The sequence below is a fragment of the Streptomyces sp. NPDC037389 genome, from assembly GCF_040636475.1.
Classification (GTDB): domain Bacteria; phylum Actinomycetota; class Actinomycetes; order Streptomycetales; family Streptomycetaceae; genus Streptomyces; species Streptomyces hesseae.
Genome location: NZ_JBEZUS010000015.1, coordinates 104,860 through 123,513 on the forward strand (window position 1 = coordinate 104,860; position 18,654 = coordinate 123,513).

An 18,654-nucleotide genomic window follows, 5' to 3' on the forward strand; every position below is an offset into this window, starting at 1 on the left:
CACCGCGGTCTCCTCACTACTGTGGTCAAGCTTGCTGCTACCGGTGGGTAGCTACTGATGTGGATGTAGCTGTTTCTGCTGAAGGTGTCCCGCTGTGACGCGTGGACCCGATGTCATCCTGTCAGATTCGACGGTCCGTGATCAGACCTCGACCTCGGCCCTCAGCAATTCGGGCGAGCGGTACGGACCGCTCAGTGCGCGCAGGCCCAGGGCGCGGTGAGGGTGGCCTGCTCCGCCTGGGCGCGCAGGGCCCGTACGGCCTCCGCCGGGTCGTCCATACCGTAGACGGCGGAGCCGGCCACGAACACGTCCGCGCCCGCCTCCGCGCACCGCTCGATGGTGGCGGCCGAGACGCCGCCGTCCACCTGGAGCCAGATGGGGAGGTTGTGGCGCGAGATCAGCTCACGGGTGCGGCGGATCTTGGGCAGCATGATGTCGAGGAACGACTGGCCGCCGAAGCCCGGCTCGACGGTCATGATCAGCAGCATGTCGAGCTCGGGGAGCAGGTCCTCGAAGGGCTCGATGGGCGTGGCGGGCTTGAGCGCCATCGACGCCCGGGCCCCCAGCCGCCGGATCTCCCGCGCGAGCCGTACGGGCGCGTGGGCCGCCTCCGCGTGGAAGGTCACCGAGCCGGCGCCCACCTCCGCGTACTGCGGGGCCCAGCGGTCGGGGTCCGCGATCATCAGATGGCAGTCCAGCGGCGTGTCGGTCGCCTTGAGCAGCGATTCGACGACGGGAACGCCGAGCGTCAGATTGGGGACGAAGTGATTGTCCATCACATCGACGTGGAGCCAGTCGGCGCCCCGCACGGCCTGCGCCTCGTCGGCGAGCCGGGCGAAATCCGCGGAAAGGATGCTGGGGTTGATCTGCGCTGCCATGCCCCAAGCCTGCCATGCCGCCGCTTATGCCTGTGACACGGGCCCCGGCGGCGGCCGGGGAGCTCGGCCGTCGGCCGGGGACGCTCGCGCCCCCGGCCGGGAGGTCAGCCCGTACGGCGCAGCAGCGCCAGATACATCGCGTCCGTGCCGTGGAGATGCGGCCACAGCTGGACGTCCGGGCCCTCGCCCAGCACCGGGACGCCCTGCATGAAGGGGCGGGCGTCGATCCACTCGGCGGGTGGGGCCTCGCCACCGCGGCCGCGGAGCACGTCCTCGACGACGGCCCGGGTCTCCGCCAGGTGGGGCGAGCAGGTGGCGTAGCCGACGACGCCGCCGACGCGCACGGAGCGCAGCGCCTCGCGCAGCAGTCCCCGCTGGAGCGGCGCGAAGCCGGCCAGGTCCTCGGGGCGGCGGCGCCAGCGGGCCTCGGGACGGCGGCGCAGGGCGCCCAGACCCGAGCAGGGCACATCGACCAGGGCCCGGTCGAAGGACCCCTCGCGCCACGGCGGACGGGTGCCGTCCGCGGCGATGACCTCGTACGGGCCGGGGTTGCCTTCCAGGGCGCGGGCGACGAGGCGGGCCCGGTGCGGCTGCTTCTCGGACGCCAGCAGCGAAGCGCCCCGCTGCGCGGCGAGCGCGCCGAGCAGCGCGGCCTTGCCGCCGGGGCCCGCGCAGCCGTCCAGCCAGCGCTCGTCCGGCCCGTCCACGGGGACCTCGGCCAGGGCGAGGGCGATCAGCTGGCTGCCCTCGTCCTGGACGCCCGCGCGCCCCTCCCGGACGGGCTCCAGCGCGCCGGGCTCGCCGCCCTCGGCGAGCCGGACCGCGCAGGGCGACCAGCGGCCGGGCAGGGCGGAGTCCTCGCCGACCGCCGCGATCAGCTCCTCGGTCGTGGCCCGGCCGGGGCGGGCGACCAGGGTGACCTCGGGGCGCTCGTTGTCCGCCTCCAGCAGGTCCTCGATGCCGGCCCGGGGGCCGCCGAGCGCGTCCCACAGCGCGGAGACGATCCAGCGCGGGTGGGAGTGGACGACGGCGAGGTGCTCCTCGGGGTCGTCCTCGTAGGGCGGGGCGACCTTCTCCAGCCAGCCGTCCAGGTCATGGGCGGTGATCCGGCGCAGGACGGCGTTGACGAACTTGGCCCGCCCGTCGCCGAGCACCACCCGGGCCAGCTCGACGGTGGCCGAGACCGCCGCGTGCGTGGGGATGCGGGTGCCGAGCAGCTGGTGGGCGCCGAGGCTCAGGACGTCCAGCACCGGCGGGTCGACCTCGCGCAGCGGGCGGTCCACGCAGGCGGCGATGATCGCGTCGTAGGTGCCCTGGCGGCGCAGCGTCCCGTAGACGAGCTCGGTGGCGAGGGCGGCGTCGCGGGTCTCGAAGCCCTCCTGCTCCCGGGCCTTGCGGAGCAGCGGCGGGAGCACCAGGTTCGCGTACGCGTCCCGCTCGTCGACGGCCCGCAGTGCCTCGAAGGCGAGTATCCGCACCGGGTCCTTCTTGGGCCGGCGGTAGGGCTTTGCGGGGCGCTTGCGAGGGGCCTGGTCGTTCACGAAAGGTGCTCCGGAGCTGGGGTGATGAGGAACTCCAGCCTACGCCGGATCACTCCTGCCCCACCCCGGGCCACCGCCGGCTCGCCCCGGGCCACTCCTGGCTCACTCGTCGCCGAGCTTCTCGCCTTGGGCGATGCGCACGCCGCGCGCCCAGTCGGCGGCCTGCATCGGCTTCTTGCCCTGCGGCTGGACCCACTGGAGCCGGACGGCGTGGGAGCCGGTGCCCACGTGGACGGAGTTCTTGGCGGCGGCCATCTCGCCGGGCGCCAGGTCCGTACGGGCGGGGTCGAGGGCCACGGACATGACCTTCAGGCGCTCGCCGCGGAAGGTCGTCCAGGCGCCGGGCGCCGGGGCGCAGCCGCGTACGACGCGGTCGGCGCGCAGGGCGGGCGCGGCCCAGTCGATCCGGGCGTCCTCGACGCTGATCTTCGGGGCGAGCGTGATGCCGTCCGCCGGCTGCGGCACGGCCTTGAGCGTGCCGTCCTCGATGCCGTCCATGGTCGCGGCGAGCAGCCCGGAGCCGGCGAAGGCGAGCCGCGTCAGCAGGTCGCCGCTGGTGTCGGTGGGGCGGACGTGCTCGGTCAGCACGCCGTAGACGGGGCCGGAGTCCAGGCCCTCCTCGATCTGGAACGTGGAGGCGCCGGTCATGTCGTCACCGGCGAGGATCGCGTGCTGCACGGGGGCGGCACCACGCCAGGCGGGCAGCAGCGAGAAGTGGAGATTCACCCACCCGTGGGTGGGGATCTCCAGGGCGGCCTTGGGCAGCAGGGCGCCGTAGGCGACGACGGGGCAGCAGTCCGGGGCGATCTCCCGCAGCCGGGCGAGGAAGTCCTCATCGCGCGGCCTGACGGGCTTGAGCACCTCGATGCCGGCCTCCTCGGCACGCTCGGCGACGGGGCTGGCGACCAGCCGGCGGCCACGCCCGGCGGGCGCGTCGGGCCGGGTGACGACGGCGACGACCTCGTGGCGGTCCGAGGCGATCAGGGCATCGAGGGCGGGAACGGCGACCTCGGGGGTACCGGCGAAGACGAGCCTCATGGGTGGCGGACTACCTCTCTGGTGAGCGGCGTCTCAGTCTAGAGGCGCCCTTGCCACAGGGGGCGTGCGGGCTGACACGCGCCCCATTCCGGCGGATGTACGCCCCCATACCGTGACCCAGCGGCCCGTGGCGCGTTGGGTCAAGAGAGATTGACCGAAACGGGCCGCAACTGCGGCCCGCCTTCCTTTCTCCCACCCGAACGTCCCTTTAACCGCCGGTCCGAGAGGCTTGTTCATGCCCGACCACGCAACCCACGACGCCCAGGCACGGGCCAGCCTGCATCTCCTGGTCCGGGACATCGAGAGGGTCCGCCGCCAGGTGGACGCCCTGCGCACCCTCACCGCCCAGCTGGGCAATGTCTACCGGCCGCGCCGCACCGGCCCGTCGGCGGGCTTCGTCGTCTACGGCCGCGCCCCCGCGCCCACCGTCCGGCTGGCGCAGGAGCTGCGGGACAGCGTCGAGACGCTGGTCACGGCGGCGGTGGACTTCGACCGTTCGCTGGGCTTCTCGTGGGACGCGGTGGGTTCGGCGCTCGGCGTCACCAAGCAGGCGGTGCACCGCCGCTACGGCGCTCGGCGCGCGGGCGCGCAGGCCACGGCCGAGGCACCCGACTCCGTCCGCACGGCGGACCCCACGCCGGTACCGGTCGTCCCGGCGGCCCGTACGGTCCCGGGCCAGCCCTCGGCCCACCGCGAGGAGCCCCGCGCGTCGGCGTTTCCGGGCCCCCGGAACGGCTGATCTCCCCGGGCCGGGGAGCGGGGCGCGGGCACGGGGTGAAGCCCCGGAAACGCCGGCCCCCATCCCCTGGGTCGGGGGCGCAGCCCCCGGAAACGGTGAAATGGGGGCACCTCCCAGCGGTAGCCGGGGGAGGGACCGGGGCCCTCCCCGCCGCAACGGCGAGCGACCCCCACCGGGGAGCCCGGCGGTGCCGAACAGACCACATGTGGGGCACCCACCGGCCCGAGGCCGGTCCGGCACCGCCGACCTCCACCATCGTGGCCGTCGCCCGACGCTGCGGAAGGTGGACACTCCGCACGGGACCGGTCACCGGTCACCCAATATCCGGCGGATCCACCCGCAACCGCACCGCCTCCCCCTCCCGCCGAGCCAGCCGTATCGCCTGCGCCGTCTTGAGCGCGGCCGCCAGCGCCGCGCCCTGCCCGGGCCGCACCCGGAGCAGGGCACGCTCCCAGTGCTCACCCGGCGGAGGGTCGCCCGCCCGCCGCGGCCGCCCCGGCAGGGGCGGCGGCAGCGGGACGGGCCCGAGCACCTCCGCCCCCTCCGGCAGCTCCGCCATCGCGATCAGCTCCGCGACAGCGGACGGCGGCCCCGAGACCTCCGCCATCCGCGACACCGGCGGAAAGCCCAGCTCCGCCCGGTCGGCCAGCTCACGCACCGCGTGCCCGGCCGGGTCCCAGCGGACCAGGGCCTGCACCGGCCGCAGCGTCGGGTCGGCCACGACCACGACCGTGCCACCGGCCTCCTGCCCCCGCACCAGCGCGGCCGCGCCCAGCCAGCGGCGCAGCGCCTCCTCCCCCGCCCGTAGGTCAGGGCGGCCGAGCAGGGCCCAGCCGTCCAGCAGCAGGGCCGCCGCGTAACCGGCGCCCTCGGCGACGGGCTCGGCGCCCGGCGTGGAGACGACGAGCGCGGGCCGGTCCGGGACGGTGTCCAGGACGTGATCGCGCCCGGACGTACGGACGGGCACGGCCGGAAACGCCCGGCCCAGCTCCTCGGCGGTCCGTCCGGCTCCCACGACCTGGGCGCGCAGCCGGAAACCGCCGCACTCGCCGCAGTGCCAGTCGCGGGCCTCCTGCCCGCACCAGCCGCAGTGCAGCAGGCCGTCGTCTCCGGAGCGCGCCTCCAGCGGCCCGGCGCAGTGCGCGCAGCGGGCGGGCTCGCGGCAGCGCTCGCAGGCCAGCCTGGGCACATAGCCCCGGCGCGGCACCTGGACCAGCACCGGCCCGTGCTTGAGGCCCTCCCGGGCGGCCTCCCAGGCCACCGTGGGCAGCCGGGCGGCCCGGGCGGCGGCGTCCCGCGCCTCGTCGGCCTCCCCGACCGTACGGATCCGGGGCGCGGTGACGCGGATCCGGTCGCGGGCCGCGACCAGGGGCAGGGCCCAGCCGGTCTCCACCAGCTGGGCGGCCTCCACCGTGCAGCCGAAGCCGCCCAGCAGGAACGCCGCCTTCTCGTGGGCGGCCCTGAGCAGCAGCACCTCACGGGCGTGCGGCTGGGGCGCGTGCGGCTCGCTGTGGCTGGAGTCGCCGTCGTCCCAGATGGCCACGAGGCCGGGATCCCGTACGGGCGCGAACATCGCGGCGCGGGTGCCGACCACGGCCCGTACCGCACCGCGGCTGACCGCGAGCCAGCGACGGTAGCGCTCCTCGGGGCCCGTGTCGGCGGTGAGCAGCACATGGCGCCCGGCGCCCAGCAGCTCGCCGAGCGCGGCGTCGACGCGGGCGGCGGTCCGGCCGTCGGGCACGACGATCAACGCCCCGCGCCCGGACGCGAGCGCGGCGGCGGCGGCCCGGGCCAGCTCCCCCGGCCAGTGCGGCCCGGGCAGCGCCGTCCACACCGCGCGGGGGGCGTCGCCCCGGGCGATGGCCTGGAGGTAGGCGGACCCGGTCGGATACCGCGCCCAGCTGCCGGGCTCCGGCGCGGCGGGGTGAGGGGCCGGCCCGGGCGACGGCTCGGCCTCGATCCGGGCGTGCCGGGGCGGCACGGCCAGCTGCAACACATCGGCGAGCGAGCCCGCGTACCGGTCGGCGACGGCCCGGCAGAGCCCCAGCAGCGCCGGGCTCAGCACCGGCTCGGGCGACAGCACCTGCGCGAGCGCGGCCAGCGGCCCCTGATAGTCGGACTCGGCGACCCGCTCCACGATGAACCCGTCGAGCAGCCCGCCCCCCTCCCGGCGCCCGCCCCGTACGTTCCGTGTGCCCGCGCCGAAGCGCACCCGCACCCGCACCCCGGGCCGGGCCTCGGCGTCCAGCTCGGCGGGAACGGCGTAGTCCCACAGCCGGTCGAGGTGGACCGGGCCCTTGTCGACCAGCACCCGGGCCACGGGCAGCTCCTTGGCCAGCACGGCCCCCCGCCACGTCCGCGGCTTGGCCCGCGGCACCTTGGCCTTGCGCACGCTCTCCCGGATCAGCGCGAGCTGCTCCGCCTCGGGACCCTCCCGCTCCGACCGTCCGTTCTCGCTGCTCACAGCCCCAGTCCTACCAGACGCCACTGACAGCGGTGGCCGAGCGCGATGCGCCTGGGCGGCGGGGAGTGCGCGAAGAGGAAACAGGAAACTTTTCTGTTGACCTTGCTCGCCCGGGGCGCCGCGCCGCAATCTGACTCGCGGCGCCCCGGGGGGCCGCCGGCGAAAGGGAAACGAGGGGGATCCGCGTGCTCGAGCAGTCACGTCACTTCGGACACGAGCTTCGCAAACTGCGCCGCGCCGCGCGTATGACGCTGGACGACCTGGCCACACGTGTCCACTTCAGCAAGGGCCACCTGAGCAAAGTGGAGCGCGGCGACAAGCCGGCCAGCCCCGAGCTGGCGCGTCTGTGCGATGTCGTGTTCGAGGCGGGGGGCGCGCTCATCGCCCTGGTCCCGGAGGAACGCCGACGGCAGGAAGCGGAACCCTCACAAGTGAGCACCGGTGACGAGGAGCTGTGGTCGATGGAGTTGCCCCCGGACGGGCCGAGCCGGTTCGAACCTCTGGGCCGCAGGCAGGTCGTGGCGAGAGCGGCCGCTTCGGTTGTCGGTGTCCGTATGGGTCTCCCCCGCCCACCGGCCGGCCCCGAGGGGGAGACGCTGCTGGAGATATCCCGTTCCTTGTTCGGCCAGTACCGGCAGCTCGGCCAAGCGGCCGCTCCCGAGGCCGTGCTGCCCGCCTTGATCGCGCAGACGCACATCTTACGGAGCCTCGCCCTGCGCGCCGGTCCGCGCACCCGCGCGGGCCTGCTGGGGCTGGCTTCCCGCTACGCCGAGTACATCGGCTGGCTCGTACAGGAGACGGGGAACGACCGGTCCGCTCTGTGGTGGACGGAACGCGCCGTGCGCATGGCGGCCGCCGGCGGCGACGACCACCTCGCGGCTTACGCCCTCGTGCGGAGAGCGCTGATCGCCATGTACCGGCAGGACGCCGCCGAAACGATCAGCCTGGCCCGTCAGGCGCAGCGGGGCCCGTTGCCTCCGCGTATCCGGGGCCTGGCCGCGCAGCGCGAGGCGCAGGGGCACGCGCTCGCGGGGGACTACGACTCCTGCATGCGCTGTCTGGACCGTGCCCGCGTCCTGCTCGCCATCCCCGGGGCCGACCCGGACACCCCCGTCATCGGCCCCACCAGTCTCTCCGACCCGGTCGCCATGGTGACCGGTTGGTGCCTGCACGACCTGGGCCGGCCACGGCGGGCCGCGGAGGTCATGGACGCGCAGGTACAGCGGTTACCGGGCAACGCTCTGCGATCCCAGGCCCGCTACGGCGTACGCCGCGCCCTCGCTCATGCCACCGCCGGTGACATCGACCACGCCTGCGATGTCGTGGCGCCCCTGCTCACCGCCACCGTCGCAGTGGGTTCCGCCACCATCACCGCGGACCTTCGCCGACTGGAACGCACGCTGGCCCGCCACCCGCGCAATTCCTCTGTTCGCGCACTGGCACCCGAGCTCACCGCCGCACTGCATTTCGTCTCCACGCACCATCCGTCAAGCTGAGAGGAAGAATCGCCATGCCCGACATCTTCATCAATTACCGGACCGGTGACGGCGAGAAGACCGCCACGGTGCTCGACACGGCACTGTCGGCCCGTTTCGGGGATGAGAAGGTCTTCCGCGCCTCGAAGTCCATCCGACCCGGCACGCTATTCCCCGAAGCACTGCGAAAGGCGGTCCGGAGCAGCAGCGTCCTGATCGCGGTCATCGGGCCGGGCTGGGCACAGCACCCCGGTCTGCGCGACGCGAAGGACTGGGTGCGCCAAGAGATCCTCGAAGCCTTCGAGTACGGGATCGAGGTCCTCCCGGTGCTCGACGGGCGCACGACGGACCGGCTCCCGAAAGCCGCACTTCCGAAGAAGCTACAGCGAATCGCCGACCTCAATTCGCTGCGATTCGACCACCAGAACGCCCAGGCCGATCTCACCCGGATCGGAGACGCGCTGGCGGAGCTCGTCCCGCACCTCGCCGCCGCCGACAACAGCACCGCCCGAACCGAGCCGGCCACTTCCGTGCAGAACTCCGTGAGCGGCGGCACTCAAGGCACGGTCGTCCAGACACGGGACTTCACCGGCACCGTGGGCACTTCCCTCCACGGAACGCGGGGGCCCGTGCATACGGGCAGAGGTGACCAGTACGTCGGGTCGCAGCACTTTTCCGGGGCCGGATCGGGAGCCGGCGCCGCCTATGTGGCGAGCGACCTCCAGGGAGGCATCCGGCATCACTTCGGCCAGACGAACGGCACCGCGGACGACGAGCAGTGAGGGAACGGATCGGTTCCTTCCTGTCGGGGGGCCAGGGCCCCGTCCACACGGGCGGCGGCAATCAGATCTTCATCACCGACCCCGGCGACTTGCTGAGGAATACGTATGGCCAGACGCCCCGCACCATTGCCGAGGACCAGCTGCGGTGGCTGCGACAGCGCTTCGTCGCCCCTTCAGGCCTGGGCGAGGCGCGGGAACTGCTGAGACAAAGCGGGACCGTGCTGCTGAACGGCGACCCGGGAAGCGGTAGGCACTCCGCAGCACAAATGCTCCTGTATGAACTCGCCAAGGACGGGGGTGCTTTCCACGAACTGACACCGGAAGGCAAGAAGCCGTATCTGATCGCGGACTACATCGGCGAGAACGACCGGCTCCTACTGAACATGTCCACGCGCGACGAGGATCTATGGAGCGATGTCCAGGACGAGCTCTCCTCGTTCCGCAGGACAGTGGTGGAGCGCCGGGCCCATCTGGTGGTGGTCCTCCCCCACCGCCTTGTGCACCGGCTGCATCCACCGTTCCAGCAGTTCCGAGCCGATATCGAGCGCCCCTCGGGACGGGAAGTGCTCCGGCGCTACGCGCGCCTGGCGGGAATCGACCCCGGCGAGACCGCGACATTACCCGCGGACCTGGTGTCCTATCTGGACCGGAAACCACCCCTGCGGGAAGTCGCCGCCCTCGCTCACTACCTGGCACGCGCCCATGCCTCGTCGCCCGGGGCGGGCGGATTCCCCAGGTGGTGCGAAGAGGCCCTGGGGGCGGTGACGGACCGGGCCAAGCAGGCCGCGGACGACGTCGCGTCCCTACGGGAAGGGCCCCAGCGCGCCCTCCTGCTCTCCACGGCCATGCTGCACGGCTCGCATGCCGACGCCGTGCACCGCGCCACCGGCGACCTGCTGCGCGCCGTGGGCTATCCGGACGACCCGGTGCCCCTGCTGGAGCGGGCCGATCTCGCCGAGCGATTCAAGGCGATCAACGCCGAGAGGGATCCGGAAGGCAGGGTCCGGTTCACCGGTCTCGGCTATGCCCCGGCCGTCCGGGCGCACTTCTGGGGCACCATGCCGGAGCTCCGCGCCCATTTCCGGACCTGGGTGGGAGGCGCCGTCGAACTGCGCACACTGACGCAGGGCAACCGTGACCGTCTGATCGCCCGGTTCACGGAGCAGTGCTTGCGAACGGAACGGCCGAGCGACCTGGTGACCCTCGTGGAGCGGTGGGCTGGATCGGCACATGCCGACACCGCACTCCGCACGATCCGGCAGCGAGCGGCCGCGCACAGTCTCGAGCACGGCCTGACCCACGAGTCATGGGGCCATTTCTTCCGGGCGAAGATCTACGACTGGTCCCGTGAACGCCGCCTGGCGACGGGGCTCGCCGAGGTGCTCGTCGGAGTCTGCGGTGAGGTCATGGCGGTGCGCCACCCGGACCAGGCCATGGTCCGGCTGCACCATCTGGCCAGACGAGAGCGTGGCACCACACTGGCGCGAGACGCCCTGCTCCGGCTCGTACGCGCCGATCGCCGCCTCCACCGCAGGCTCCTCGACCGGCTCGACCGTGACATCGCCCAGGCGGACTGGCCGGCCGACGTCGACCTCTTCCTCGCCCTGGCGGACTCCGTGCCGTCCCGCCCGTCCCTCGTCACCGCGTCCGGCATGCGGCGCCAGTGGGTCGCTTGCTGGAGGGCGGCCCTTCAGCAGCGCCCGCGCAGCGCCTGGAACGAACTCATGGAGCGCTGGCTGACCGTGGCGTCGGAGGACAGCCGGTACCGCGACGGTCTTCTGTCCGTGCTGGTCGATTCCGGCGGACACAGGAGCGATCTCCTGAGCCTCCTCTATGTGGCCACGCGCGACTGGGCCTGCTCGGCGGAGAGCACGCCGGGCCGCAGCCGACGCGCCGACGTGGCGGACCGCTTCCTACAGATGATCGATGCCGCTCAAGGCCTGTAGGCGACGCACTCACCTGTAACACCCAACGGGAGAGAACACACGATGACCTCTGGTCACAAGACCCTGACGGCGTTCCTCACCGTCATCGGCGCATTACTCATCGTCATCATCGGGCTGTGCGTGGAATGGCCGCTCTGGGCATGGCCCGCGTCGACTGCCGTCCTTGCCATGGCCGCGGTGGTGGCTGTGAAGGCGGCGGACCGCCGGCGGAGCCCTTTCCCCCGCGAACTGATGCTGGAGCCCGACCTGCCGATTCCGCCCCTGGAACGCCGGGAGCAGCGCATCACGGATGTGGCTCTGCCGAGCGACACCGACGACTATGACTTCATCTTTTCGGCGACGGTGCGCTGGTGTCCCATCGACGACGCCCCGGCGGACGCCCCCGTCGTCAACGCCGGCTCGCTCGCCATCGACGCCGTGCTCAACCGGGCCCGTGAGATCACGTCGCGGAAGTCACCCGGCCGGAGCGCGCTGGCTCAGTACCAGCTGGACGGCGAGCTGGGAACGATGCTGCCCGACCCGACAGGCCGGGTGTATGCCATGGCGGAGAACGTGCTGCTCACCCTCGCCGACCAGGACCGGGAGCGGCTGGCGAAGCTTTCCGCCGTGCGCAAGGACGAAGCGGTCTGGGAGCACGAGCGGAAATACGAGCAGAGCAAGCGCGCCTACCTGGGCGGGGATGTGCTGAAGAACACCGGCAGCGCGGTGGTGTGGTGGCTCGCGAAGAACGACGACAAGATCGACAAGGCGGTGGCGGATCTCGGTCTCCTGGCTCAGCTCTCGTCGGCCGCCAACGATCAGGACGTCCCCGAGCGGTTTCGGCACCTGGTGCCTCATCCGGTGCCGGAATGGCACGAGCGAGCGGCCGAGCAGGGTGACGAATACGAGGCGGTCGAGGAGAAATACCTGGAATCGCCCGACAAGACATCCGGTGATACACCCGGTGAGCCCTCGGTCGCGGACCGCTTCGACGAGATGCTGACCGCGATGGGGTTCGACGATGACGACCCTCGCCGGGCACTCTTCGCCCAGCGGGTCGCGAGAGCCGCCGACGCGGCCGACCAGCACGGAACAGCCGAGGAGATACGGCAGCGCTTCGACGCGCCGCAGGCCCCGGACGACGGCACCGACCCGCTGTTCGGCCCACCGGGCGGGGAACCCACCGAATGACACCGCTCGCACCGATGGCCGGTGCCCTCCGAAGAGGGCACCGGCCATCGGCTCGGTGTGGTGTGCGACCGGGCGGGACTTACAGCCCCGCGGCCTTGCGCAGCGCGTCCACGCGGTCCGTGCGCTCCCAGGTGAAGTCGGGGAGCTCGCGGCCGAAGTGGCCGTACGCGGCGGTCTGGGCGTAGATCGGGCGGAGCAGGTCGAGGTCGCGGATGATCGCGGCCGGGCGGAGGTCGAAGACCTCGGCGATGGCGTTCTCGATCTTGTCGGTGTCGACCGTGTTGGTGCCGAAGGTCTCGACGAAGAGACCGACGGGCTCGGCCTTGCCGATCGCGTAGGCCACCTGGACCTCGCAGCGGGCGGCCAGGCCGGCGGCGACGACGTTCTTGGCGACCCAGCGCATCGCGTACGCGGCGGAGCGGTCGACCTTGGACGGGTCCTTGCCGGAGAAGGCGCCGCCACCGTGGCGGGCCATGCCGCCGTAGGTGTCGATGATGATCTTGCGGCCGGTGAGGCCGGCGTCGCCCATGGGGCCGCCGATCTCGAAGCGGCCGGTGGGGTTCACCAGGAGGCGGTAGCCGTCGGTGTCGAGCTTGATGCCGTCCTCGACGAGCTCCTTGAGCACGTGCTCGACGACGAACTCACGGATGTCGGGCGCGAGCAGCGAGTCCAGGTCGATGTCGGAGGCGTGCTGCGAGGAGACGACCACGGTGTCCAGGCGCACGGCCTTGTTGCCGTCGTACTCGATGGTGACCTGGGTCTTGCCGTCGGGGCGCAGGTACGGGATGGTGCCGTTCTTGCGGACCTCGGACAGGCGGCGCGAGAGCCGGTGCGCGAGCTCGATCGGCAGCGGCATCAGGTTCGGCGTCTCGTCGCAGGCGAAGCCGAACATCAGGCCCTGGTCGCCGGCGCCCTGCTTGTCGAGCTCGTCCTCGTCGCCCTCGACGCGGCTCTCGTAAGCGGTGTCGACGCCCTGGGCGATGTCGGCGGACTGCGCGCCGATGGAGACCGAGACGCCGCAGGAGGCGCCGTCGAAGCCCTTCTTGGACGAGTCGTAGCCGATCTCGAGGATCTTGTTGCGCACGAGCGAGGCGATCGGCGCGTAGGCCTTCGTGGTCACCTCGCCGGCGACGTGCACCAGGCCGGTGGTGATGAGCGTCTCGACGGCGACGCGGGACGTCGGGTCCTCCTTGAGGAGGGCGTCGAGAATGGAGTCGCTGATCTGGTCAGCGATCTTGTCGGGGTGACCCTCGGTCACGGACTCCGAGGTGAACAGGCGGCGGGACACATCGCTCCCTGGGGTTGCAGCGGCTGCTGGCTGATCATTGACAGACCCGGCCGAGAGCTGCGCTCGACTCGGATCCGTAGCCAGTTTATCCGGCCCCGTCGCTCTCCGAACATCCCGCCCCCGATGACATTGGGCACGGCCTGTGACTCCCGTCACGAAAGCCGCACAGACCGTGCCCGGAACGCGTCAGCCCAGGCGGGGGACGACGAGGTCCCAGACCGTGTCCGCGAGGGCTTCCTTGGGGCCGTACGGGACCGGGGTCTCGGTGCCGTCGGGGGCGAGGACGACGGCCTCGTTCCGCTCGGAGCCGAATGTCTTCCGCTCCCCCACCTCATTGACGACCAGCAGGTCGCAGCCCTTGCGGGCGAGCTTGGCGCGGCCGTTCTCCAGCACGTGGTCGGTCTCGGCGGCGAAGCCGACGACGACCTGGCCGGGGCGGGGGCGGTCCGCCGAGAGCTCGGCGAGGACGTCCGGGTTGCGCACCAGCGCCACCGGCTCCGGCTCCTGCCCGTCCCGCTTCTTGATCTTGTCCTCGGCGTAGCCGGCCGGCCGGAAGTCGGCGACGGCCGCGGCCATCACCACGGCGTCCGCGTCCGCGGCGGCCTTGAGCACGGCCTCCCGCAACTGCACCGCCGTCCCCACGCGCACCACGTCGGCGCCGGCGGGATCCGGCAGCTCGCTGTTGGCGGCGACCAGGGTGACCCTGGCCCCCCGGGCGACGGCGGTCCGGGCGAGGGCGTAGCCCTGCTTGCCGGAGGAGCGGTTCCCCAGGTAGCGCACGGGGTCCAGGGGCTCCCGGGTGCCGCCGGCGCTCACCACGACATGGCGGCCCGCGAGGTCGGCGGCCATGCCCTCCGCTCCGCGCGCCAGGACCCTGCGGCAGACCTCGAAGATCTCGCCGGGCTCGGGCAGCCGGCCCTTGCCGGTGTCGACGCCGGTGAGCCGGCCCACGGCGGGCTCGATGACGATCGCGCCCCGGCGGCGGAGCGTCGCCACGTTCTCCTGGGTGGCCGGGTTCTCCCACATCTCGGTGTGCATGGCCGGGGCGAAGACCACCGGGCAGCGGGCGGTGAGGAGCGTGTTGGTCAGCAGGTCGTCGGCGAGGCCGTGCGCGGCCTTGGCCAGCATGTCGGCGGTGGCGGGGGCGACGACGACGAGGTCGGCCCGCTGGCCGATCCGCACGTGCGGCACCTCGTGGACGCTCTCCCACACCTCGGTGCCGGCGGGGTGGCCGGACAGCGCGGCCCAGGTCGCCTCCCCCACGAAGTTCAGGGCCGACGCGGTGGGCACCACCCGGACGTCATGGCCGGACTCGGTGAGGCGCCGCAGCAGCTCGCACGCCTTGTAGGCGGCGATCCCGCCGCTGACCCCCAGGACGACGTTGGGCTTGTCCATCGCTCTCGCTTCTCCCCACGATCCCCGTACACGCACGCACGTCTGTACGGACCTATGCTGCACGACTTCCGGGGGACGGCCCCCGGGCCCCCGGTACACCAAGGGCCCGGCAGATGCTCTGCCGGGCCCTTGGTGACGAAAAAATCCGGTGCTTACGCCGCCGGGGCCTCGATGGCCTCGGAGGTCAGCAGGCCCGCGTTGATCTCGCGGAGCGCGATGGAGAGCGGCTTCTCGTGGACGTGGGTGTCCACCAGCGGGCCGACGTACTCCAGCAGGCCCTCGCCGAGCTGCGAGTAGTACGCGTTGATCTGACGCGCGCGCTTGGCGGCGTAGATCACCAGGCTGTACTTCGAGTCGGTCGCCTCGAGCAGCTCATCAATCGGCGGGTTGATGATGCCCTCGGGCGCGGTGATGGAAGAGGACACTCTCTGCCTTCCGAAGGGGGGGTGAAGAAAGATGTTCAGCGCAGCAAGGCTAGCAGCTCGCGTGCGACGTCCTCGACGGAGGTGTTGACCAGCGTGGTGTCGAATTCCGACTCCGCCGCCAGCTCCACCTTCGCCGCGGCCAGCCGCCGCTCGATGACCTCGGGCGACTCGGTCCCCCGGCCGGTGAGCCGACGGACCAGTTCGTCCCAGCTCGGCGGCGCGAGGAAGACCAGCCGGGCCTCCGGCATGGTCTCGCGGACCTGCCGGGCGCCCTGGAGGTCGATCTCCAGCAGCACGGGCTCGCCCGCCTCCAGGCGGTCCAGCACGGCCTGGCGGGGCGTGCCGTAGCGGTTGCCCGCGAACTCGGCCCACTCCAGCAGCTCGCCGTTGGCGATGAGCTTGTCGAACTGCTCGTCGTCGACGAAGAAGTACTGGACACCCTCCCGCTCGCCGGGGCGCGGCTTGCGGGTGGTGCAGGACACCGAGAGCCACACCTCGGGGTGGGCCTTGCGCATATGGGCGACGACCGTGCTCTTACCGACTCCGGAGGGGCCGGAGAGCACGGTCAGCCGCGGTTGTCTGGCCGGGGGTACGGGGGACGTCCCCCGGGAGACTGAGGTACTCATGCAGCGATTATCCCGGTTCCCGGGAGTGCCCGGTAACGCCGGACCGCCCGGGAGGGGCGGTCGGGGCCACCGGGCCACCGCGGCGGGGCCTTCGGCTCAGGCCGCCTTGCTGCCGAACTCGCGCTCCAGAGCGGCGATCTGGTTGGAGCCGAGACCGCGCACACGACGGCTCTCGGAAATTCCGAGCCGCTCCATGATCTGCTTGGCACGGACCTTGCCCACCCCGGGGAGACTCTCCAGGAGGGCACTGACCTTCATCTTGCCGATGACTTCGTTCTTCTGGCCCTGCTCGATCACATCGTGCAGAGAGGCGCCGGAGTGCTTGAGCCGATTCTTGACCTCGGCGCGCTCCCGGCGAGCCGCGGCGGCCTTTTCGAGCGCGGCTGCGCGCTGTTCAGGGGTAAGGGGCGGAAGAGCCACGCCTACGTCACCTCGGAAGTCGAACTGGATACGGACCGGTGAGGAACCTAGTCGGCCCACACCTGGGGGGCAACGAGCAACGCGCTTGCGCGTTCGCTCTCGTCGGAGACTAGCGGCCGATCCCGCTCCAGTCAGCGAGAACAAGCGAAAAGTCCTGGTCAGACTCGCTCGACCAGGACTTTTCCGGGCATAATGACCGACAATTTTCTTTGGCGGTTGGCGTTAACTCGCCGGTGTGGCCGACCTGGGACGCATCGCCCCGCTGTGACCGACGTCGCTCAGCCCGCCACCGCGTCCCGGATCTCGCCCGCGAAACGGTCCGCGCTCTCGCGCAGCGCGGCCATGTCGGGGCCGTGCCGCAGCACCCCGCGGCTGACGTTCGGGACCACGTCCCGCACGGCCGCGCCGAAGACCTTCGGCAGGTCGGCGGCGGTGGCGCCCTGCGCCCCGATCCCGGGGGCCAGGAGCGGTCCGTCGATGGCGAGCTCCGCGCCCGCCGCGGTCAGGGAGTCACCCAGCGTGGCGCCGACGACCGCGCCGTACGAGCCCATGGGCGTGGCGCCCGCGTTCTCGGCCCGCAGGTGGTCCAGCATCGTCGCCGCGACGCTCCGGCCGTCGGCCCGCACCGCGTGCTGCACCTCGGCGCCCTCCGGGTTGGAGGTCAGGGCGAGGACGAACACGCCCGCGCCGCTCTCCCGGGCCAGGTCCAGCGCGGGGCGCAGCGAGCCGTAGCCGAGGTAGGGGCTGACGGTCACGGCGTCGGAGAACAGCGGCGAGGCCGGGTCGAGGTAGGTGGCGGCGTAGGCGGCCATGGTGGAGCCGATGTCGCCGCGCTTGGCGTCCATCAGCACCAGCGCCCCGGCGGCCCGGGCGTCGGCCACGGCCCGCTCCAGGACGGCGACGCCGCGCGAGCCGAAGCGCTCGAAGAAGGCGGACTGCGGCTTGAGGACGGCCACGCGGTCGGCCAGGGCCTCCACGACGGTGTGGGTGAAGCGCTCCAGGCCGGCGATGTCGTCGGACAGGCCCCAGTCGGCCAGGAGGGAGGCGTGGGGGTCGATGCCGACGCACAGCGGACCCCTGGTGTCCATGGCGCGGCGCAGCCTTGCGCCGAAGGGTTCGGTGGTCATGGGGTTCCCTTTCCGGGTCGGGTGCGGGCCGGTGGTCGGTGTGTGCCCACCCTCCCCCAGCTACCGCTGGGAGGTGCCCCCAGCCCTGCGGAACGAGTGGTCACAACCCGGCTCGGTCAGCGGGTGGCTGCGCCGACGGCCTCGGCGAGGGTCTTGTACGGGCTGGCGGCCAGGCGGGCGGCCAGGCCCTTGTGGATCTTCCGGCACCAGAACGGGCCCTCGTAGATGAAGGCGCTGTAGCCCTGGACGAGCGTGGCGCCCGCCAGGATGCGCTCCCAGGCGTCGTCGGCGGTCTCGATGCCCCCGACACCCACCAGGGTGATCCGGTCGCCCACACGGGCGTACAGGCGGCTCAGGACCTCCAGCGAGCGGGCCTTCACGGGGGCGCCGGACAGGCCGCCGGCGCCGATGGCCTCGACGGTGCGCTTCGGGGTGGCGAGGCCCAGGCCGTCGCGGGCGATCGTGGTGTTGTTGGCGATGATGCCGTCCAGGCCCAGCTCGACGGCGAGGTCGGCGACGGCGTCGACGTCCTCGTCGGCGAGATCGGGGGCGATCTTCACCAGCAGCGGGACGTGGCGCGAGGTGACCGTGCGGTCGGCGGCCTCGCGGACGGCCGTGAGCAGCGGGCGCAGCGACTCGGTGGCCTGGAGGTTGCGCAGCCCGGGCGTGTTGGGCGACGAGACGTTGACGACGAGGTAGTCGGCGTGGGCGGCCAGGCGCTCGGTGGAGGCGACGTAGTCGGCGACGGCCTCCTCCTCCGGCACGACCTTGGTCTTGCCGATGTTGACGCCGACGGTGGTCCGGAAGACCTCCTTGCGGGCCGCCAGGCGCTCCGCCACGGCCGCCGAGCCGTCGTTGTTGAAGCCCATGCGGTTGATCAGGGCGCGGTCGGCGACGAGGCGGAAGAGGCGTTTCTTGGGGTTGCCCGGCTGGGGCTGGGCGGTGACGGTGCCGATCTCGACGTGGTCGAAGCCGAGCATGGCCATGCCGTCGATCGCGGCGGCGTTCTTGTCGAAGCCGGCGGCGAGGCCGAAGGGGCCGTGCATCCGCAGGCCGAGGGCCTCGGTGCGCAGCTCCTTGTGGCGGGGGGCGAGGACGGCCGCGACGAAGGTGCGCAGGACGGGGACGCCGGCCGCCCGGCGGATCCACGAGAAGGCCAGGTGGTGGGCTCGTTCGGGGTCCATCCGCTGGAAGAACAGTCGGAAGAAGAGGGAGTACATGTGGTGGCGGGCCTTCCACAGCCGAAGGGGAGGTTCCGTGGGACCGCCCGTCCGCCCCGGCGAAAGCCGGGGGGGGAGGGGGGGGGGGGGAAGGCCCGGGGCGCGGGCGGGGGGACCCCC

The 18,654-nt window shown here is 72.5% G+C and carries 16 protein-coding genes; 5 read left to right on the forward strand and 11 right to left on the reverse strand.

The genetic code is table 11. From position 1 onward, the window contains the following. Nucleotides 1-191: 191 nt before the first annotated feature. The 3 genes from rpe to fmt form a co-directional block, all read right to left on the reverse strand. Nucleotides 192-878 (reverse strand): ribulose-phosphate 3-epimerase, encoded by a 687-nt coding sequence (rpe, locus tag AB0E98_RS28140; RefSeq protein ID WP_361707875.1) that lies wholly within the window; start codon nt 876-878, stop codon nt 192-194. 104 nt (nt 879-982) lie between these two features. Further along, nucleotides 983-2,419 carry a transcription antitermination factor NusB gene (locus AB0E98_RS28145; protein WP_361707876.1) on the reverse strand — a complete coding sequence of 479 codons (1,437 nt, stop codon included), beginning with the start codon at nt 2,417-2,419 and terminating at the stop codon, nt 983-985. 102 nt (nt 2,420-2,521) lie between these two features. Then, the gene (fmt, locus tag AB0E98_RS28150; RefSeq protein WP_361707879.1) at nt 2,522-3,457 is read right to left on the reverse strand and encodes a methionyl-tRNA formyltransferase; all 936 of its coding nucleotides are present in this window, start codon (nt 3,455-3,457) and stop codon (nt 2,522-2,524) included. Nucleotides 3,458-3,692: 235 nt separating this feature from the next. Here fmt and AB0E98_RS28155 point away from each other — a divergent pair, with 235 nt between their 5' ends. Next, nucleotides 3,693-4,196 carry a hypothetical protein gene (locus tag AB0E98_RS28155; RefSeq protein WP_361707882.1) on the forward strand — a complete coding sequence of 168 codons (504 nt, stop codon included), beginning with the start codon at nt 3,693-3,695 and terminating at the stop codon, nt 4,194-4,196. A gap of 313 nt (nt 4,197-4,509) precedes the next feature. Here the strand turns inward: AB0E98_RS28155 and AB0E98_RS28160 are convergent, their stop codons facing one another. Further along, the gene (locus AB0E98_RS28160; protein WP_361707884.1) at nt 4,510-6,660 is read right to left on the reverse strand and encodes a primosomal protein N'; all 2,151 of its coding nucleotides are present in this window, start codon (nt 6,658-6,660) and stop codon (nt 4,510-4,512) included. A gap of 185 nt (nt 6,661-6,845) precedes the next feature. Between AB0E98_RS28160 and AB0E98_RS28165 the strand changes: the two genes are divergently transcribed. From AB0E98_RS28165 to AB0E98_RS28180, 4 genes are read left to right on the forward strand one after another with little or no spacing between them, the layout of a single operon-like run. Continuing rightward, nucleotides 6,846-8,156, forward strand: coding sequence for a helix-turn-helix transcriptional regulator (locus tag AB0E98_RS28165; RefSeq protein WP_361707886.1), 1,311 nt, complete (start codon nt 6,846-6,848; stop codon nt 8,154-8,156). Between the two features lie 14 nt (nt 8,157-8,170). Next, nucleotides 8,171-8,917, forward strand: coding sequence for a toll/interleukin-1 receptor domain-containing protein (locus AB0E98_RS28170; RefSeq protein ID WP_361707888.1), 747 nt, complete (start codon nt 8,171-8,173; stop codon nt 8,915-8,917). Next, nucleotides 8,914-10,863, forward strand: coding sequence for a hypothetical protein (locus AB0E98_RS28175; RefSeq protein WP_361707891.1), 1,950 nt, complete (start codon nt 8,914-8,916; stop codon nt 10,861-10,863). The genes AB0E98_RS28170 and AB0E98_RS28175 overlap by 4 nt, the downstream gene beginning before the upstream one ends. 42 nt (nt 10,864-10,905) lie before the next feature. After that, nucleotides 10,906-12,033 carry a hypothetical protein gene (locus AB0E98_RS28180; protein ID WP_361707894.1) on the forward strand — a complete coding sequence of 376 codons (1,128 nt, stop codon included), beginning with the start codon at nt 10,906-10,908 and terminating at the stop codon, nt 12,031-12,033. Nucleotides 12,034-12,112: 79 nt separating this feature from the next. Here the strand turns inward: AB0E98_RS28180 and metK are convergent, their stop codons facing one another. The 7 genes from metK to AB0E98_RS28215 all read right to left on the reverse strand — a co-directional run bounded on the left by metK (nt 12,113) and on the right by AB0E98_RS28215 (nt 18,534). Beyond that, nucleotides 12,113-13,321, reverse strand: coding sequence for a methionine adenosyltransferase (gene metK / locus AB0E98_RS28185; RefSeq protein ID WP_311610440.1), 1,209 nt, complete (start codon nt 13,319-13,321; stop codon nt 12,113-12,115). Between the two features lie 186 nt (nt 13,322-13,507). Continuing rightward, nucleotides 13,508-14,716 (reverse strand): bifunctional phosphopantothenoylcysteine decarboxylase/phosphopantothenate--cysteine ligase CoaBC, encoded by a 1,209-nt coding sequence (gene coaBC / locus AB0E98_RS28190; RefSeq protein ID WP_361707896.1) that lies wholly within the window; start codon nt 14,714-14,716, stop codon nt 13,508-13,510. Between the two features lie 152 nt (nt 14,717-14,868). Next, nucleotides 14,869-15,141: a DNA-directed RNA polymerase subunit omega gene (gene rpoZ, locus AB0E98_RS28195; protein ID WP_049718421.1), complete on the reverse strand. Its 273-nt coding sequence runs from the start codon at nt 15,139-15,141 to the stop codon at nt 14,869-14,871. Nucleotides 15,142-15,176: 35 nt separating this feature from the next. Next, complete coding sequence (gene gmk / locus AB0E98_RS28200) at nt 15,177-15,767, reverse strand: guanylate kinase (protein WP_361707900.1); 591 nt, start codon at nt 15,765-15,767, stop codon at nt 15,177-15,179. Nucleotides 15,768-15,863: 96 nt separating this feature from the next. Next, entirely contained in the window at nt 15,864-16,187 is a 324-nt protein-coding gene (locus AB0E98_RS28205; protein WP_126913308.1) for an integration host factor, read from the reverse strand. A 278-nt stretch (nt 16,188-16,465) separates the two neighbouring features. Then, the gene (pyrF, locus tag AB0E98_RS28210) at nt 16,466-17,314 is read right to left on the reverse strand and encodes an orotidine-5'-phosphate decarboxylase (RefSeq protein WP_361707903.1); all 849 of its coding nucleotides are present in this window, start codon (nt 17,312-17,314) and stop codon (nt 16,466-16,468) included. A gap of 116 nt (nt 17,315-17,430) precedes the next feature. Next, nucleotides 17,431-18,534, reverse strand: a complete 1,104-nt coding sequence (locus tag AB0E98_RS28215; RefSeq protein WP_361707906.1) for a quinone-dependent dihydroorotate dehydrogenase — start codon at nt 18,532-18,534, stop codon at nt 17,431-17,433. Nucleotides 18,535-18,654 lie beyond the last annotated feature (120 nt).

Coding starts and splice junctions, on each gene's coding strand:
- AB0E98_RS28155 (WP_361707882.1), top strand. CDS start 3,693: ATGCCCGACCACGCAACCCACGACGCCCAGGCACGGGCCAGCCTGCAT.
- gmk (WP_361707900.1), bottom strand. CDS start 15,767: ATGAGTACCTCAGTCTCCCGGGGGACGTCCCCCGTACCCCCGGCCAGA.
- AB0E98_RS28215 (WP_361707906.1), bottom strand. CDS start 18,534: ATGTACTCCCTCTTCTTCCGACTGTTCTTCCAGCGGATGGACCCCGAA.
- fmt (WP_361707879.1), bottom strand. CDS start 3,457: ATGAGGCTCGTCTTCGCCGGTACCCCCGAGGTCGCCGTTCCCGCCCTC.
- pyrF (WP_361707903.1), bottom strand. CDS start 17,314: ATGACCACCGAACCCTTCGGCGCAAGGCTGCGCCGCGCCATGGACACC.
- coaBC (WP_361707896.1), bottom strand. CDS start 14,716: ATGGACAAGCCCAACGTCGTCCTGGGGGTCAGCGGCGGGATCGCCGCC.
- AB0E98_RS28180 (WP_361707894.1), top strand. CDS start 10,906: ATGACCTCTGGTCACAAGACCCTGACGGCGTTCCTCACCGTCATCGGC.
- rpe (WP_361707875.1), bottom strand. CDS start 878: ATGGCAGCGCAGATCAACCCCAGCATCCTTTCCGCGGATTTCGCCCGG.
- AB0E98_RS28170 (WP_361707888.1), top strand. CDS start 8,171: ATGCCCGACATCTTCATCAATTACCGGACCGGTGACGGCGAGAAGACC.